Source organism: Anaeromassilibacillus sp. D41t1_190614_C2, from assembly GCF_015558525.1.
Classification (GTDB): domain Bacteria; phylum Bacillota; class Clostridia; order Oscillospirales; family Acutalibacteraceae; genus Anaeromassilibacillus; species Anaeromassilibacillus stercoravium.
Genome location: NZ_JADMOD010000001.1, coordinates 351,008 through 367,908, shown reverse-complemented (window position 1 = coordinate 367,908; position 16,901 = coordinate 351,008). Strand labels below are relative to the sequence as shown.

Annotated in this window: 16 protein-coding genes; 3 read left to right on the top strand and 13 right to left on the bottom strand. The window is 56.3% G+C overall.

Annotated elements, in window-relative coordinates; all coding sequences use genetic code 11:
- Window positions 1-80 precede the first annotated feature (80 nt).
- Entirely contained in the window at window positions 81-1,379 is a 1,299-nt protein-coding gene (mtaB, locus tag I2G69_RS01555) for a tRNA (N(6)-L-threonylcarbamoyladenosine(37)-C(2))-methylthiotransferase MtaB (RefSeq protein ID WP_195560083.1), read from the top strand.
- Here mtaB and I2G69_RS01550 read toward each other — a convergent pair.
- On the bottom strand, window positions 1,376-2,668 hold the full coding sequence (locus tag I2G69_RS01550) for a glycoside hydrolase family 10 protein (protein WP_195560082.1): 1,293 nt from the start codon (window positions 2,666-2,668) through the stop codon (window positions 1,376-1,378). The two genes, mtaB and I2G69_RS01550, sit on opposite strands and share 4 nt — an antisense overlap.
- A gap of 208 nt (window positions 2,669-2,876) precedes the next feature.
- Here I2G69_RS01550 and I2G69_RS01545 point away from each other — a divergent pair, with 208 nt between their 5' ends.
- Window positions 2,877-3,245, top strand: coding sequence for a zinc ribbon domain-containing protein (locus I2G69_RS01545; RefSeq protein WP_087232879.1), 369 nt, complete (start codon window positions 2,877-2,879; stop codon window positions 3,243-3,245).
- Window positions 3,242-3,535: a DUF1294 domain-containing protein gene (locus I2G69_RS01540; RefSeq protein WP_191362223.1), complete on the top strand. Its 294-nt coding sequence runs from the start codon at window positions 3,242-3,244 to the stop codon at window positions 3,533-3,535. The genes I2G69_RS01545 and I2G69_RS01540 overlap by 4 nt, the downstream gene beginning before the upstream one ends.
- A gap of 590 nt (window positions 3,536-4,125) precedes the next feature.
- On the opposite strand, the gene leuS is transcribed toward I2G69_RS01540, so the two are convergent.
- From leuS to plsX, 12 genes are read right to left on the bottom strand one after another with little or no spacing between them, the layout of a single operon-like run.
- Entirely contained in the window at window positions 4,126-6,540 is a 2,415-nt protein-coding gene (leuS, locus tag I2G69_RS01535) for a leucine--tRNA ligase (protein WP_195560081.1), read from the bottom strand.
- Between the two features lie 21 nt (window positions 6,541-6,561).
- Window positions 6,562-6,930, bottom strand: a complete 369-nt coding sequence (gene rsfS, locus I2G69_RS01530; protein ID WP_087232869.1) for a ribosome silencing factor — start codon at window positions 6,928-6,930, stop codon at window positions 6,562-6,564.
- A gap of 24 nt (window positions 6,931-6,954) precedes the next feature.
- Window positions 6,955-7,527: a bis(5'-nucleosyl)-tetraphosphatase (symmetrical) YqeK gene (gene yqeK / locus I2G69_RS01525; protein WP_087232866.1), complete on the bottom strand. Its 573-nt coding sequence runs from the start codon at window positions 7,525-7,527 to the stop codon at window positions 6,955-6,957.
- Between the two features lie 27 nt (window positions 7,528-7,554).
- Entirely contained in the window at window positions 7,555-8,151 is a 597-nt protein-coding gene (nadD, locus tag I2G69_RS01520) for a nicotinate (nicotinamide) nucleotide adenylyltransferase (protein ID WP_195560080.1), read from the bottom strand.
- A gap of 24 nt (window positions 8,152-8,175) precedes the next feature.
- Window positions 8,176-8,481 (bottom strand): YhbY family RNA-binding protein, encoded by a 306-nt coding sequence (locus I2G69_RS01515; protein ID WP_087232860.1) that lies wholly within the window; start codon window positions 8,479-8,481, stop codon window positions 8,176-8,178.
- A complete protein-coding gene (locus I2G69_RS01510; RefSeq protein ID WP_172749635.1) occupies window positions 8,475-9,029 on the bottom strand; it encodes a GNAT family N-acetyltransferase in 555 nt (184 codons plus the stop codon). The genes I2G69_RS01515 and I2G69_RS01510 overlap by 7 nt, the downstream gene beginning before the upstream one ends.
- Window positions 9,019-9,597 (bottom strand): XTP/dITP diphosphatase, encoded by a 579-nt coding sequence (locus I2G69_RS01505; RefSeq protein ID WP_087232854.1) that lies wholly within the window; start codon window positions 9,595-9,597, stop codon window positions 9,019-9,021. The genes I2G69_RS01510 and I2G69_RS01505 overlap by 11 nt, the downstream gene beginning before the upstream one ends.
- An 11-nt stretch (window positions 9,598-9,608) precedes the next feature.
- Entirely contained in the window at window positions 9,609-10,517 is a 909-nt protein-coding gene (gene ftsY, locus I2G69_RS01500) for a signal recognition particle-docking protein FtsY (RefSeq protein WP_191362226.1), read from the bottom strand.
- 46 nt (window positions 10,518-10,563) lie between these two features.
- The gene (smc, locus tag I2G69_RS01495; RefSeq protein WP_195560079.1) at window positions 10,564-14,142 is read right to left on the bottom strand and encodes a chromosome segregation protein SMC; all 3,579 of its coding nucleotides are present in this window, start codon (window positions 14,140-14,142) and stop codon (window positions 10,564-10,566) included.
- Window positions 14,133-15,158 (bottom strand): radical SAM protein, encoded by a 1,026-nt coding sequence (locus tag I2G69_RS01490; RefSeq protein ID WP_195560078.1) that lies wholly within the window; start codon window positions 15,156-15,158, stop codon window positions 14,133-14,135. The genes smc and I2G69_RS01490 overlap by 10 nt, the downstream gene beginning before the upstream one ends.
- Complete coding sequence (gene rnc / locus I2G69_RS01485) at window positions 15,155-15,835, bottom strand: ribonuclease III (RefSeq protein WP_191521039.1); 681 nt, start codon at window positions 15,833-15,835, stop codon at window positions 15,155-15,157. Before rnc ends, I2G69_RS01490 begins: the two co-directional genes overlap by 4 nt.
- 17 nt (window positions 15,836-15,852) lie before the next feature.
- A complete protein-coding gene (plsX, locus tag I2G69_RS01480; RefSeq protein WP_195560077.1) occupies window positions 15,853-16,875 on the bottom strand; it encodes a phosphate acyltransferase PlsX in 1,023 nt (340 codons plus the stop codon).
- Window positions 16,876-16,901 lie beyond the last annotated feature (26 nt).

Sequence of the window (16,901 nt, the reverse complement as noted above, 5' to 3'; positions counted from 1 at the left end):
TGTCATTCTTTGTTTTCTCATAATAACGCACCTGCTGTAATCGGTCAATACAAAATTTGTAAATTATTAGGAGCGATAAAATGAAAGTAAGCGTCATCACTCTGGGCTGTAAAGTCAACCAATACGAATCGCAGGCCATGCTCGATCAGCTCGTCCGCGCGGGCTTTTCAGCATGTGAAAGCGCGGCGGAAAGCGACATTGTGCTGATCAATTCCTGTACGGTCACCTCCACCAGCGATCACAAGGTCCGCCAGACCCTGCATCGTGCACGGCGCGGAAATCCCAGCGCTGTCATTGTGCTGACCGGTTGCATGCCGCAGGCCTTCCCGGAACTGGCGGAGCAATTGACCGACGCCGACATCGTGCTGGGCAACTCCAACCGCCACTCCCTTGTCCCGGATATTCTGCAATACCTCTCCTCCCGCCAGCGTATCGTGGACATCGTCCCGCACGAAAAGGCGGCGGAGTTCGAATCGATGCAGGTCGAGCGCTTTTTTGAGCGCACCCGCGCATTTATCAAAATCGAAGACGGATGCAACCGTTTCTGTTCGTATTGCATCATCCCTTATGCACGCGGCCGTGTGCGCTCCAAGCCCTTGGAAGAGCTGCGGGAAGAGGTCGAACATCTCGCCGCCAACGGCTACCGCGAAATCGTGCTGACCGGCATCAATCTCTCCGCCTATGGGCAGGAGCTTGGCCTGCACCTCTGCGACGCCGTGGAAGCCGCCTGTATGCCGGAGGGGATCGCCCGTGTACGCCTCGGCTCTCTGGAGCCGGAGCAGCTCAGCGCGGATGTGATCGCGCGCCTTGCAAAGCAGGATAAGCTCTGCCCGCAGTTCCATCTGTCCCTCCAAAGCGGCTGCAACGCCACCCTGCGGCGGATGAACCGGCACTATACCGCCGACGAATACCGCACGATTGTCCGAAACTTGCGCGCCTCTTTTGCAAACTGCGCCATCACCACGGATATTATGGTTGGTTTTCCCGGGGAAACCGAGGAAGAGTTTGCAGAGTCCCTCGCATTCGCCAAGGAAATCAGGTTTGCAAAGGCGCATGTATTTGCTTATTCGCGCCGCCCGGGGACCAAGGCAAACGACGCGCCCGATCAGATCACACAGCGGGTCAAAGAGGAACGCAGCCGCCGGATGATCGCCGCCACCCAGCAGACCAAAGCTGCCTTTTTCCAGGCACAATTGGGGCGTGTAGAGACGGTTCTCTTTGAACAGGAAGTGGCTCCCCATATCTATGACGGCTATACGGCCAATTATACGCCGGTCAAAGTCTCCAGCGCTAAGGACCTGCGCGGGAAAATCCTCCCCGTTCTGCTGCGTGAAACGGATGGCAACAACTGCTATGGTACGGTTCAGGAAAATATTTAACCGGCGAATTGCTTCATTACGTTTTCCATTTCCTTCCTTGTCTGGTCGTGATCCAAGTATTCGCAGCTGTAAAACATAAACCCGTCGCATTTGACCTGGCGCCCAAGGACAACCTGCTGCGCCAGGATATTGTCCGCTTTTTTCCACGTGCCGCCGTCGGCATCTGAACCGGCCTTATAGACGGCCAATCCAAAGTACAACTTGACATTGGGGTCGGTGGTCATCTCACGCCATTGCTCTGCGGCAACGTCATAAGGGAGCACTGGGTTTTCAAAATTGACATACAACTGGGGACAGATATAGTCCACGTAGCCGCGCACCGAGCACCAAGATTCGACATCCGCACCCATTTTCAGATCGTTGGAGACATTGACCTGTGGGGAAATGCCAAACTGGACGTCGGGATTCACGCTTTTGATCTCGCTATAGGTGAGCGACACCATCGCATTGATGTTGGCTTGCCGCCATTCCAGCAATTCCAGCGGTTTCCCGCTCCGTGAAACAGACTCTACATAGGCATTATACGCGCCCTCGTCAAACGCAGGATCCTCGGAGGGATAAAAGTAATCGTCAAACTGGATGCCGTCCACCGCATAGTTTTCCACTATTTCCTTCACGCCATCCGCGATGAGTTTCCGGACGCCGCTGTAGGCAGGGTTATAATACTTCCCGGTCGCGGTCTGGACGGTCCAGCCATCCCTGCTGGCATCCTGATGCCAGACGGTATAATTGTTGTCCGCCGCCAAAGTAGAAGGAGTATCGCCGCCGGACTGGATGCGCAGGGGATTGATCCATGCGTGGAACTCCATCCCGGCCTTGTGCGTGGCCTCCACCATATATTCCAACGGGTCATAGCCGGGGTCCGTCCCCTGTGTCCCCCCTACGATGTGCGACCACGGGAAATAGTTGGATGGATAGAGCGCATCCCCAAACGGGCGCACATGTACCACCAATGCGTTCATCCCGCACTGCTTTGCTTCTTCCACAATGGCGTCAAATTTCTGTTGAAAGGCCGCTTCGCTCCGGTCGCTTTCCTGGCTCATGTCGAGGCTCATATAGGGCACCCATACCGCGCGCATCTCGTCCTCTGAGGCGGGTTCTACGGGAATCTCCGGCACAGAGGAATCCGCCTGCCCGTCCGAAAAGCTGCTTGACGGCAATAGGGGCGCCTGTGCTGGAACATCCTCCTGATTTCCAAAGAAGTTAACCGCCATACAGAGCGCCACAACCCCTGCCAGAAGGCCAATGCAGACCAGCAGGCTGTGGCGGTGGAAAAGCTTGATTACCATAACTTGTTCATCCTTTCTCTTAAAGGTTCGGAACCGCGAACGGCAACAGGAAGATGTGAGCATAGAACGATGGAAGGAGAAGCCGGCACAGCGCATCTAAAGCACATCATCTCTGCCTCCCATTGTACTGCAAAGCGTTTGACAGAAAGGCGCAAATCATGTAGGATACAGCTATAGCATTTTGCTTGGTTGGAAAGAGGTGCAGCAGATGTTTTTTCTATTTGGCGTTGTCAGTGGTATGCGCGACCTTGGCGAACGGAGCTGCATGCTGCCCTGTTGCGGCATGGTACGAGCGGTCCTCACCTGTAGCTTTCACCAGTTCACGCTCTTTTTTGTCCCGCTGTTCCGCTTCCAAAAACGATATTTTCTCACATGTCCGCGCTGTGGTTCGATCTATGCACTCTCAAAGGAGGAAGGCCGCCGTCTGGAGCGCGATCCCCACGCACAGGCGGACCCAACCGCGTTATCCTTCCTGCGGCAAAGCGGCCGGCGCTGCTGTCCGCACTGCGGCTGCAATGTGGAAGCAAACAGCCGGTACTGCCCCCAGTGCGGCGCTTTTTTAGGAGGAAATCCATGAAAACCCTTTTGATCTATCTGCTCGCCATCAATTTGATCGGCATTGCACTCACCATCCACGACAAACGTGCGGCGCAGCGGCATCGCTGGCGCGTGCCGGAGGCCACGCTCCTTTGGGTTTCCGCCCTGGGCGGTTCCGTGAGCATGTATGCAGCCATGCGGTTGATCCATCACAAAACCCAGCATCGGAAATTTATGTGGGGCATCCCGGCGATCTTTGCAGCGCAGGTGGTGTTATTGATCTTAGTCATACAATACCCTTTTTCTTGGGATAAAATTTTTCATTTTTGAAAAAGCAGTCCTATAGCAATTCAATCATCCGTATAGATAAATTGGGCGTCGGGGAAATACCCGACGCCCAATTTATCTATTTTACTTTATCAATGAGCTTGATTAAAAGCACAATCGCGGCGCCCAATAAAACAATTGCTTCTACCGAGATCACCAAATTTAATATATTCTGTAACATAAAAAAGTCCTCCCGTTATTTGAGCAACAGCAATTCCTACAAAGCATTGTCCAATAGAAATGCAATTTTATTAGTTATCTATTACCGTCGGAACTGAAGACGATCCCGGAAAATTGCTATCATCGCCATGATTGCCAACAAAAAGAGATGCTAAAATGATTAAAAGAACCGCCATCAAAATAGCGCCTATAAATAGCAAAAATTTTTTGTATTTCATCATTAGCTCCCATATTTATAGTAACGTTTATTCAAATTTTACATTAAAACATCGCCATATGTCAATACATAATTGTATATTTAAATTATTTTGTTTATATCACATCTATCTACAATAAAATAATAAGGGGTTATTCCATGTTGTACATAGAACAACCCCTTTTATAGTCCTTTATTCCTTATAAAATATGAAGTCTTAACCCTTTGCCACAATGTTGACCAACTTGCCCGGCACATAGATTTCCTTGACGATGTTCTTTCCGGCAATCTCAGCAGCGACTTTCTCGTCCGCCTTGACCGCTGCAAACACGTCGTCCTTTGCCAGGTTCGCCGCAATGCGCAGGCGCGCACGCACCTTGCCGTTGATCTGTACGGCAATTTCCACCGTGTCTTCCGTGCATTTTGCTTCGTCGTAGGACGGCCATTCCTGCTCGCAAACCATGCCGCCGAAGTTCATCACGTTCCAGACCTCTTCTGTCACATGCGGTGCGAACGGGTTCAACAACAGCGTAAAGATGCGCAGCTCCTCGCGAGTGATGGACCCTTCCGCAGTAATGTCATTGAGTAAGGTCATCAACGCCGCAATCGCCGTGTTGAATTTCAGGTTTTCGATGTCCTCGGTAACCTTCTTGATGGTCTTGTGGAAGGGCGTCTCCAGCTTTGCGCGGATGCCCTCATCCTCACAGATGATCCCCTGCAAATTCCAATAGCGCTCGACAAACCGGCGGCATCCCTTGATGCTGGAGGTGCTCCACGGCGCTGCCTTCTCAAAGTCGCCGATGAACATCTCATACAGGCGCATGGTGTCCGCGCCGTATTCGTTGACAATGTCGTCCGGGTTGACCACGTTGCCGCGGCTCTTGCTCATCTTCTCGCCGTTTTCGCCGAGGATCATGCCGTGGCTGGTGCGCTTTGCATACGGCTCCGGCGTCGGGACCACATGGATGTCATAGAGGAACTTATGCCAGAACCGGCTGTACAGCAGGTGCAGCGTCGTATGTTCCATGCCGCCGTTGTACCAATCCACCGGCGACCAATACTTCAGCGCCTCCGGGCTGGCCAGCGCCTGATCGTTGTGCGGGTCCATATAGCGCAGGAAGTACCAGGAAGAACCCGCCCACTGCGGCATGGTGTCCGTCTCGCGCTTGGCCGGGCCGCCGCAATGCGGACAGGTTGTGTTCACCCAGTCCGTCATATGGGCCAGCGGGGATTCGCCGTTGTCCGTCGGCTCATAGGATTTTACATCCGGCAGGCGCAGCGGGAGCTCGCTCTCCGGCAGCGGCACATAGCCGCACTTCTCACAATATACAATCGGGATGGGCTCGCCCCAATAGCGCTGGCGGGAGAAAACCCAGTCGCGCAACTTGAAGTTGACCTTTGCATGGCCAATGCCCTTTTCCTCCAAAAATGCAATGATCTTTTTCTTGGCCTCTTCGACGGTCAGGCCGTCCAGGATACCGGAATTAACCATGATGCCGGTGGCGCAGTCCGTGAAGGCTTCCTTTTCCACGTCGCCGCCCTTGACCACCTCGATGATCGGCAGGCCAAATTTCTTGGCAAAATCCCAGTCGCGGGTATCGTGTCCCGGCACAGCCATGATCGCGCCCGTGCCATAGGAAACGAGCACATAGTCGGAGATAAAGATCGGGATCTCCTTTTCATTGACCGGGTTGATCGCCATGACGCCGTCCAAACGGACGCCGGTCTTCTCTTTGGCAACCTCGGTGCGCTCAAAGTCGGACTTCTTCGCCGCCTCTGCCTGGTACGCGCGCACCTCATCCATATTCTGAATCCGGTCCGCCCACTTCTCAATCATCGGGTGCTCCGGGGAAATGACCATATACGTCGCTCCATAGAGCGTGTCCGGGCGGGTGGTATAGATGGTGAGCTTGTCCCCCGTTGTGGTGGAGAAATCCACCTCCGCGCCCGTAGAGCGGCCGATCCAATTGCGCTGCTGCGCCTTGACGCGCTCCGGGTAATCCACCAGCTCCAGATCGTCGATCAGGCGCTGGGCGTATTCGGTGATCTTCAGCATCCACTGGGACTTGACCTTGTGCACCACTTCGCTGCCGCAGCGTTCGCAGACGCCCTCCACGACCTCTTCGTTGGCAAGCACGCATTTACAGGAGGTGCACCAGTTGACGGACATCTCCTTTTTATAAGCCAGCCCGTGTTTAAAGAGCTGAAGGAAAATCCACTGCGTCCATTTGTAATAGTCCGGGTCCGTCGTATTGATCTCGCGGGACCAGTCAAACGAAATGCCCAGCGACTGGAGCTGTTGCTTAAAGCGCGCAATGTTCTTTTCTGTTACGATGGCCGGATGCACATGGTTCTTGATGGCATAGTTCTCCGTCGGCAGGCCAAACGCGTCCCAGCCGATCGGATACAGGACATTATAGCCCTGCAAGCGGCGTTTCCGCGCCACGATGTCCAGCGCCGTATAGGAACGGGGATGCCCCACGTGGAGCCCCTGGCCGGACGGATACGGGAATTCGACCAGCGCATAATACTTCGGCTTGTGCATGTCCGTGTTGGAGGCGTGAAAAACACCCGCTTCTTCCCACTTATCCTGCCACTTCTTTTCAATTGGCTTATGGTCATATTTGTTCATGATCTGTTTCGCTCCCAAAAATTATTCTTCGTTTGCCTTCAGGATTTCTGTGATGTCCACGGTTTCGCCGTCCTGCCACAGGCGGTCCAAATCGTAGAATGCGCGGGATTCCTCCGTAAAGACATGTACAATCACATTGCCGTAGTCTAATAGAATCCAGGAATTGGAACGGTAACCCTCGGTGTGCTCCGTTGCAATCGAATGCCGCTCTTTGAGCTGGAATTCCACTTCATCCGCCAGCGCCTTGACGTGCGTACTGCTTGTACCGGTGGCAATGACAAAATAGTCCGCCAGCACGGAAATATCGCGGATTCCGATGAGCTTGAGATCCATTCCTTTTTTCTTATCCAGTATCTGAACGGCTTCCTTGGCCAGTTCCAATGATGTCATTGTCTTCTCCCCTTTGTTTGGAAATTAAATGGCCCGGTCCTCCAACACCGCTTCGTTGTACGCGGCGATGGTATCCGGATGAATCGCTAAGCGGCGCTCAGCCAAGTCCTGGATGGTATAGGTCATGCCGGAAAGCATGGCCGCCAAAAGGCTCTTCCGAGCAGCCTTGCGAATCTCCTCCACGCCGGGATAGTCCCGGTCGGAAGAGGTAAAATCAGCCACAAACAGTACCTTTTCCAAAAGCGTCATGTGGGCGCGTCCGGTCGTGTGGTAGCGGATGGCGTTTAAAATGTCCTGGTCCTCGATGTGCAGTTCCTGTTCCACATAGGCGGCCCCCAGCATCGCATGCCACAGCTTTTGGCCGCTGCGCTCCACCTCTGTGAGCACGATGTCGTACCGCGTCATCCGCTTCAGCTGTTCCTCCGGCGGCATATCCTTCATGATGTCGTGCAGGATTCCCGCTGTGTAGGCTTTCTCCTCATCCGCCCCATATTTTTTGGCCAGATGCACGGCTTCCTCCGCCACAGCCAGAGAATGACGGTAACGCTTCTCGCTCAAAAACGGTTTGATGACCGCTTTATAATCCTTATGGCTCATTTTACCGCTTCCTTTTTTGATTCAGTTTCAATGGTACAGGCCGTTTTCCCTGATATAACGCGCCACCTTTGCAGGCACCAGCGCATCAATCGCCCGGTCCTGGCGCACCGCCTCGCGCACCATGGTGGAGGAAACCGGCAAATAGTCGATGTTTTGCAAAATGACCTTCGCTCCATGCCGCGCAAGTTTCTCCGCATATGCGCGAAGCTTCTCCAACCCGTCCGTGCTGCGCGGCGCCGCACAGATGGTTGCCAACGAATAGATTACATCCGGCTTGTACCACGTTTCCAGCGTCAGAAACATGTCCTCCCCGGTGAGAAAGCAGAGCTCCGCGTCCGGGTATTCGCGCTTTAAAGCCAGGAGCGTCTCCGCCGTGTAGCTCGGGCCGCCCCTGCGGATCTCCAGATCGCTCACCTCAAACGGGGTTCCTTCGCACGCCAGACGGCACATTTCCAGCCGGTCTTCCGCGGGCGCCAGGTCCGGGGCCCGCTTATGCGGAGGCACAAACGTGGGAATAAACAGCACGCGCTGCGCACGCAGCTGCTTTTGAAACTGCTGTGCAATGTGCAGATGGCCATTGTGGATGGGATTAAACGTGCCGCCAAAGATCGCAATCCGGTTCATGCTGCTCTATTCCTCACTATTTTATTACTTTTTTGCCGGTTTGGGAAGAGTGATTTTCGGTTCCTTTTCATTTTTACGGTACAAAACGAATTTGGAGCCGATCACCTGCACCACATCGGCCTGTACGTCTGCCGCAATCTGTTCCGCCGCCTCACGAGAAGAAAGCGGCGCGGTTTCCAAGACCTTCCCCTTGATGAGCTCCCGCGCCGTCAGCGCGTCGTCCGCCTGTTTGGTCAGCTCCGGGCTCATGCCGGATTTCCCCACCATGACGATCGTATCCAAATCCACGGCAAGCGAGCGCAGATATGCGCGTTGTTTACTGGTCAGCATAGTCTTTCTCCTTTATCGATGATCTTTTCGTAACAACGGGAAATTTGTGGGCCATTGTCGCCCAAATGCAGATCGGTTTTTCCCGCAACATGGTAGCCATGCCGTTCATAGAGGCGTACGCCGGGGACATTCCGTTCATAGACGTCCAAGCGGATGCTGCGCTTTCCATGCCCTTGGGCGTATTGTTCGGCGAACCGCAGCAGATGCCCGGAAACGCCCTCCCGCAGGTGGTCAGGATGCACGGCAAGCGTGTGCACCACCAAAACCTCCGCCGGGGAAATCCCCTCTTGCCAGGGAATGTCCCGGTAACCCTCCGGCTGTACCCCGTTGAGGATGCATGTCCCGAGCAACGCTTCTCCATCGGCACAGACATAGAGCTCCCCGTTGGCCAACGCTTGCTCTGCCGTCCAACGCGCAGGATATTCCCCGCGCGTCCAGCCGGGATAGTTGAACGTTGCGTCCAAATAGTCGCAGATCGCGTCGTACAATTCCACAACCCGATCCAAATCCCCGTGGGTCGCTTCACGGATCTGCACCTCAGTTCCCATGCCGTTCCTCCAAGCGGGCCGCGAGTTCCCGCAGCGCCTTTCCGCGGTGGCTGACCGCATCCTTTTCCGCCGGGGTCAGCTCCGCATATGTTTTTTCGCCCACCAAAAAGATCGGGTCATATCCGAATCCATCATGGCCGCGCGGCGCAAACGCCACGCTCCCTTCACAGACGCCTTCCACATCCATGCGCTCCCCATCGGGGTAAACCACACAGATGGCGCTGACAAACCGCGCGGTGCGCTGTTCTGCCGGAACGCCGTCCAGCTCGTGCAGCAGTTTGTCCATCCGCTGCGCATCTGTGGCGTCCGGCCCTGCATAGCGCGCAGAGTAGACGCCGGGGGCCCCGTTCAGGGCGTCCACCACCAAGCCGGAATCGTCCGCCACAGCCGGCAGGCCGGTCTGCTCGCAGGCGGCCTTGGCCTTGAGATAGGCATTTTCCGCAAAGGTCGTCCCGGTCTCCTCGACTTCCTGTAGATCCGCCGTTGTCACTTCTATGTGCAGCGGCTCCAAAATGCGCTGCAATTCCAACAGTTTGTTGGGGTTGTGCGTTGCCATCACATATTTCACAAGCGTCCTCCTTATCGTGTAAACAGCGCCTCCGAAAACGCCTTCGCATCAAAGGGCTGCAAATCGTCCACCTGCTCGCCCACGCCGATGAACTTCACCGGCAGTTTCAATTCTTCGCGGATCGCCAAAACGACGCCGCCACGCGCTGTGCCGTCCAGCTTTGTGAGCACGATGCCGGTCAGGTTTGCAACGTTCTGGAACTCGCGCGCCTGGTTGACAGCGTTCTGCCCCGTTGTGGCGTCCAGCACCAGCAGGACTTCCTTGTCCGCATCGGGCAACTCGCGGTCGATGATGCGGTTGATTTTCGCCAACTCATCCATCAGGTTTTTCTTATTGTGGAGGCGTCCCGCCGTATCGCAGATCACCACATCGGTGCCGCGCGACTTGGCCGCCGCAATCGCATCGTATACAACGGAGGCGGGGTCGGAACCCTCGGGATGTTTCACGATCTCACTGCCGCTGCGTTCCGCCCAGACCTCCAACTGCTCAATCGCCGCTGCACGGAAGGTATCCGCCGCTGCCAGCAGGACTTTCTTCCTCTCCTGGCGCAGGCGGGAAGCGATCTTTCCAATGGTGGTGGTCTTTCCCACGCCGTTCACGCCGATCACCAGGATGATCGAGGGCTTTGTGCGGACATGCAGCTCCTCATCGCCGGCGATCATCTCCGCCACCGTCTCCCGCAGCATCTCAAAGATCTGGGTCGGGTCGGTAACCCGCTGCGCCTTTACGCGCTTTTTCACCTCTTCGCAAATGCGCTCGGCGGTCGGGACGCCCGTATCCGCCATGACGAGCAGCTCTTCCAACTGCTCAAAGAGGGACTCGTCGATTTCCGTATAGGAACCGAGCATATTGTCCAGCGAAGCGCTGAAGCTCTCCCTGGTCTTTTTCAATCCTTCTTTAATTTTCGAAAACAAACCCATGTGGTTGACACCTGCCTATTTGAAATATTCCAAAGATCGAAGCCGCCTATTTTGCGGCATCCATCCCCAGTTTTTGTTCGATTTCACTTGCCCGCAGCTCCAAAAGCTTGGAAACGCCCTCATCCTGCATGGTGACGCCGTACAGGACGTCCGCCTCTTCCATGCTGCCGCGGCGATGGGTGATGACAATAAATTGTGTGTTGTTGGTCATACGCCGCAGATATGCCGCAAAGCGGTCGACGTTGACGTCGTCCAGAGCGGCCTCGATCTCGTCCAACATGCAGAACGGCGGCGGGCTGACCTTCATAATGGCAAAATACAGCGCAATGGCCACCAATGCCTTTTCGCCACCGGAAAGCAATTCCAAATGGGTGACGATCTTGCCCGGCGGCTGGACCGAAATCTCGATGCCCGAATGGAGAATATCCTCCGGGTCGGTCAGGGAGAGGTTTGCCGTCCCACCCCCAAACAGTTCCTGAAAGGTCTGTAGAAAATTCGTATTGATCTGCTTAAAACGCTCAATAAAGAGCTCGCGCATCTGGCGGGTGAGGTCGCCGATCAAGCGCTTCAGCTCGTCGCGGCTCTGCTCAACATCGGCCACCTGTGCGTTCATAAATGCATACCGTTCGCTGACCTCTTTGTATTCCTCTACGGCCGCCACATTGACCGTTCCCAATGCCTTGATCTTGCCCTTTAGTTCGTTTAAGCGCTTCTGGGACTGCCCCACGTCCTCGATGGGGGCGGCGACCTCCTCGGCCTCGCGCCGGGTCAGTTCGTATTCTTCCCACAAGCGGCTGATAATTTCATCGTATTCCTTTTGCAGGCTGGCTTTGCGCTCTTCCAGGCGCGCCAGCTCATGGCCCACATTCTCCCGCGCGCTGGATTGCTCCCGCTCCTTGGCCCGCAATTCCGCGGACTTCTTTTCAAAGGCCATCCGCTGGGCATTGAGCTCCTCGATCCGCGCGGTGGACGCCTTTGCCTGTTCCCGCAGGGACGCCGCCTCTTCCTTGAGCGCCTCGATGCGCGTTTGCAACGATACGATGGAATCCTGCACGCGCCTCATCTCCTGGCGCAGCCCTGCAACATGCCCAGCGCGGTCCTCTTTCCGGCGCTCGATGTCCGCAATTGTTGCCCGCAAAGATTCGATATCCTTCTGCGCGGAGAGACTCTCGATGCGCAGCTCCTGCAATTGATTGGACAGCGTGTCCGAGAGCTGATTCTGTTCGCTGCGGCCGGAACGGATCTCGTTCATCTTTCCCTGCAAAACGGAAATCTGAAGCGTTGCCTCCCCCAGCTTCTGCTCGGCCTGCTTCTGGATGGCGCGCTGTTCTTCCAGACGCCCGGCTGCAACGGCGCTCTCCTGTTCCAAGGCGGCGATGTCAGCCGCGATGGTCTGCCGGTCCGCTTTGGCGCGGTTGTGCTCCGCTTCGATCCGGATGCGTTCCTCCTGCGCCGTCGCCAATTCGCCCTTCGCACCGGTTAGAGCGGCTTCCGCTGCACTGGCTTCTTCGTTGGCAGCGCGCAGGGCTGTGGCCGCCTGTTCCGCCTGTTCGCGGAGCTGATCCGCCTGCGCCCGGATGCGCTCGATCTCCGAAGCGCGACTCAGCAACCCGGAATTGCGCGCCAAGGAACCGCCCGTCAACGAACCGCCCGCATTGACCACCTGGCCGTCCAAGGTGACGATGCGGAACCGGTAGCGGTACCGCCGGGCGACCGCTGTCGCGGCGTCCAGATCCTCCGCCACAACGATGCGCCCCAAAAGGGAATGCAGGATCCCGTTGTACTGCTCGTCACAGGTGCAGAGCTTCCCGGCGATGCCGACCACGCCCGGGCATTCCTCCAATCCCGGCTCGTTCAACACATTCCCCCGGATATTCGACAACGGCAGGAACGTCGCCCGGCCGCCGTCGCGCTGCTTCAAAAAGCCAATGGCGCGCTTTGCATCCTGCTCGCTGCCGACCACGATGTTCTGCATGGCCGGGCCCAAGGCCGTCTCAATCGCCACCGCATATTCGCGCGGGACTTTGATCAGGCGGGAAACCGGCCCGTGTATCCCCGGAAGCGTCCCGTGCTTGGCCTCTTTCATCACCAGCTTGACGCTTTGGGAAAAGCCCTCCAGATTGCGCTCCAGATCCTCCAACAGCCGGGCCCGGCGGGCGCACTCATTGGCGTCCAGATGGAGCTTTTCACTCTGCTGCTTGGCGGCTTCCGCGCGCTGGCGGCGGGAATTCAGCCGCATCTCATATCCTTTGACCGTGTTGGAAAGCGCCTGGATGCGGCTTTCCGTATCGGCCAGCATCTTGGCAAAGTCCGCATCGCTCTGTTTTAACGTTTCTGCGCGCTCCCGCTTTTCCGCCAACGTCTGTTCCACTGTCTGCATCCGCAGTTGGATTTCCGAGATGGTCGATGCGGCGGTCATGGAGGCCAGCTTTTCCTGGGTGGATTCCGTAGACAATTCGTCAATCTGGCGGGAATAACGGTCGATTTGCGCCGCCGTCTCCCCCATGCCCTGGCGCAGTTCCTCCAGGCGCTTGGTGCACGCGGCGCTTTCCGCTTCCTTCTCCGCAATAAACGCCGCTTTTTCCTCGATTTCCGCCTTCTTCTGCGCGATTTCTTCGTCCATATCCTTTCCGGATTGGTTGGACTGCTCGATTTCCCGCTCAATGCGGGCGATGTTCTCCCGATTATGTAGGATGTCGTTCGCAAGGACGGACCCTTCGCCATCTTTGGCCACAGCAGCTTCCTCCATGCGGGCTGCTTCCTGGCGCGCCTCGTCCACCTTTGCCGTGCATGCGTTCGCCTGCGCAAAATTGTCCTCAATCTGCTGTTCAATCGCCGCCAGCTGCTCTTCCAACTCGTCGTAGTGGTTCTTTGCTATGACGATGCGATCATCGTGCTCCCGCAGGACATGGCCGGAGCGCTCGAGGGTGTTCAGCCACAGGCCAATTTCCAAGGTGCGCTTTTCGGAAGCGAACTCCAAGTATTGCTGCGCCTTCTCCGCCTGTTCCTTCAGGGGGCCGACGCGGTCTTCCAGTTCGGAAAGGATGTCCCGCAGGCGCAGCAGATTCTCCTCCGCTTGGCTCAGGCGGCGCTCGGATTCCTCTTTCCGGTAGCGGAAGCGGGAAATCCCCGCCGCTTCCTCAAAGATCTCCCGCCGGTCCTCGCTGCGCGCGCCGACAATGCTGTCGATCTTGCCCTGCCCGATGATCGAATATCCGTCGCGGCCCAGGCCGGTATCCATGAACAGCTCGTTGATGTCCCGCAGGCGGACCGCCACTTTGTTGATGAGGTATTCGCTGTCTCCGGAACGGTAATACCGGCGCGTGATCGCCACCGTGTCGCCGTCAAAATCCAGCCGCCGGTCGGAATTGTCAATGGTGAGGGTGACCTCTGCATATCCCTGGGGCTTGCGGGCCGGCGTGCCGTTGAAGATGACATCCTCCATGCGGGTACAGCGCAGCGTCCGGGTGGACTGCTCCCCCAGCACCCAACGCACCGCGTCGCTGATATTGCTCTTGCCGCTTCCGTTCGGCCCCACCACGGCTGTAATCCCGCGGTCAAACTTGAGGGTCGTCTTATCCGGGAACGTTTTAAACCCCTGTATTTCCAACGATTTTAAAAGCAAGCTGTCACATCCTTCTCCAAAGCGGCAATGGTAACTGTATGCTCCGGCAGCGTATCGTCCGCCGTCACGCGGGCCGAATACCCTCTCTCCCGCAGGCGATCAAGGTTCGCCCGCTTTTGCCCAATCACTTTCGATTGCATTTTTGGATTCACTTTGATTTCAATCGTTCCTTTTGAAACTTGATTGCCTTCCAATATTTCCATCAAACGGAGGAACATCCGCTTACTCTCGCAGAGCTCCCGGAACGCCGGGTGCCAGGGCCCTGCTACGCGGCCGCGCTCCAACTCCGGCGTGCTGTGCAGCCCCAAACGGATCACGCGGATGCCGCGGCTCCCAAAAAACGCCAACAAGCGGGAGCAAAGCTCCACGGCGTCCTCCAAGGCCATCGGGCGATAGGCCCCCGAGCGATATTTTTCTTCCAGTTCGGTGCCGCGCATCACGATGGTTGGATAGATGCGCACCGTATCGGGCTCTAAGGCCGCAAGCCTGCGCGCGGTATATTCCGCGCCTGCGGGCGTGTCGCCGTAAAGACCGGTCATCATCTGCAAGCCCAGGGAAAAGCCCTGTGCATGGATGCGCCTAGCCGCATCCTCCACCTGCGCCGCCGTATGCCCCCGCCCGTTTATGGCGAGGACGCGGTCGTCCATGCTCTGTGCGCCCAGCTCGATCGAGGTCACGCCGTATTTCTTGAGCAGTGTAAGGATATCATCACCGACCGCATCGGGCCGGGTAGAAACCCGAATCCCGGAAAAGCGGCCTTCTTGGACAAACGGCGCCGCCGCTTCCAAAAGGGAAACCATATAGCCCCGCTCAATCGCCGTAAAGCTCCCGCCAAAGAAGGCGATCTCCGCCTGTCCTGCACAGGGGATGCTCCGCATGGCGGTAAGGGCCGCTGCACGCACATCGTCCGGCGCCGGCTGGGTCTGCTGCCCGGTGATGCTTCTCTGGTTGCAAAAGCTGCATTGGTGCGGGCAGCCGTTGTGGGGCACAAACAGGGCAACATTGGCGTGTCTCAATAGCCCATCAGCTCCAACGCCTCGCGCGCCGCCTGCTGCTCCGCTTCCTTCTTGCTGCGGCCGCCTCCCTTGCCGATCACATTGCTGTTGAGGTGGACCTCCACGGTAAAATGCTTGTCGTGGTCCGGCCCGCTCTCTCCCGTGAGCACATACTCCAAATGCTCCTCCGGGTTTTGCTGGATGATCTCCTGCAGGGCGGTCTTATAGTCTTTAAACGCCTTGGGCTTGTGCGCCTTCAGCATGGGCAGGACAAAGCGGAGGATAAACTTGCGCGCTTCCTCCATACCGGCGTCCAGGTAAATGGCGGCGATCACCGCCTCAAACGCATCCGCCAAAATGGACGAGCGGGTGCGCCCGCCGGAATTCTGCTCGCCGTGGCTCAACCGCAGATAATTCCCCAGGTCGATCTGCTTCGCAAAGCCGCAGCATGCCTTTTCGCACACCAGGGCAGCGCGGTTTTTGGTGAGATCCCCCTCGGGAAATTGCGTGTAATTTTTAAACAGATAATCCGCAACCACAAACCCGAGCACCGAATCGCCCAAAAACTCCAGGCGCTCGTTGCTCTCTTCCTTGCCCTTTGCTTCGTTTGCATAGGAGGAATGGGTCAATGCGGTGATGAGGTATTTTTTGTTGTGAAAATGGTGCCCTAGCTTTTCTTCAAATTCTCGATAGTCCATTTTTCGGCCTCCTGCCATTAATCCGCCTGCTTCTCCTTTGCCTGGCTCTCCTTATAGACTGCCACAGCAGCGGCGATTTCATCCACAACATTTCCGGCGATATAGGACTTGGTCAAGCGGAGTGCATTTTTTACCGTTTTCGCCTTCGCACTTCCGTGGGTCTTGAACACCGGCTTTGCCGCGCCCATGATCGGCGCCCCGCCGTATTCGTTGTAGTCCATCGTCTTCTTGAGCTCCTTGATATCTTTCAAAAGCATGGACGCTGCCAGCTTGTTCTTCCAATTTTTAAAGAAAACCTCTTTGAACATCTGCATCATGGCGATCGACACGCCTTCATACATCTTGAGCAGCATGTTACCGGTAAAGCCATCTGCCACGACCACATCGGCCGCATCTTCAGGGATCTCCCGCGCCTCTACATTTCCGATAAAATGTAGCCCCGCTTCTTTTAACAAAATATAGGCTTCTTGCTGTAGCTCGCCGCCCTTGTGCTCTTCCGTGCCGATATTGGCCAATCCCACGCGCGGCCTGGAAACATTCATCACCTTTTCCATATAGATCGACCCCATCACACCGAACTGGCGCAGCATTTCGGGCTTACAGTCGACGTTTGCGCCGCTGTCAATGAGCATAAAAAAGCCCTTTTTCTTCGGTAGAATCGGGGCAAACGCCACGCGCTTGATGTTTTTGATGCGCTTGACGATCATCGTTGTACCGACCACCAGTGCGCCGGAATTGCCGCCGGAGAGGAAGCCGTCGCCCTTGCCCTCTGCAAGCAACTTCAGGCCCAGGGCCATGGAGCTGTTGGACTTCTCCTTCAAAACAGCCCCCGCATGATCCTCCATCGTGAGGACATCCGGTGTGTCCGCAATCTCCATGCGATCCAGGGAGATGTCATTCTCCTTTGCCACACGCCGGATCTCCGCCTCGCTGCCGGTCAGCAGGATGTCGATGTCCAGCTCCTTTACCGCCTCGGCACATCCTTTCAAAATTTCCAGGGGTGCATTGTCCCCGCCAAAAGCGTCCACAATAATTTTCATCGCGATACCTCCCCGCCGCAGTGCGG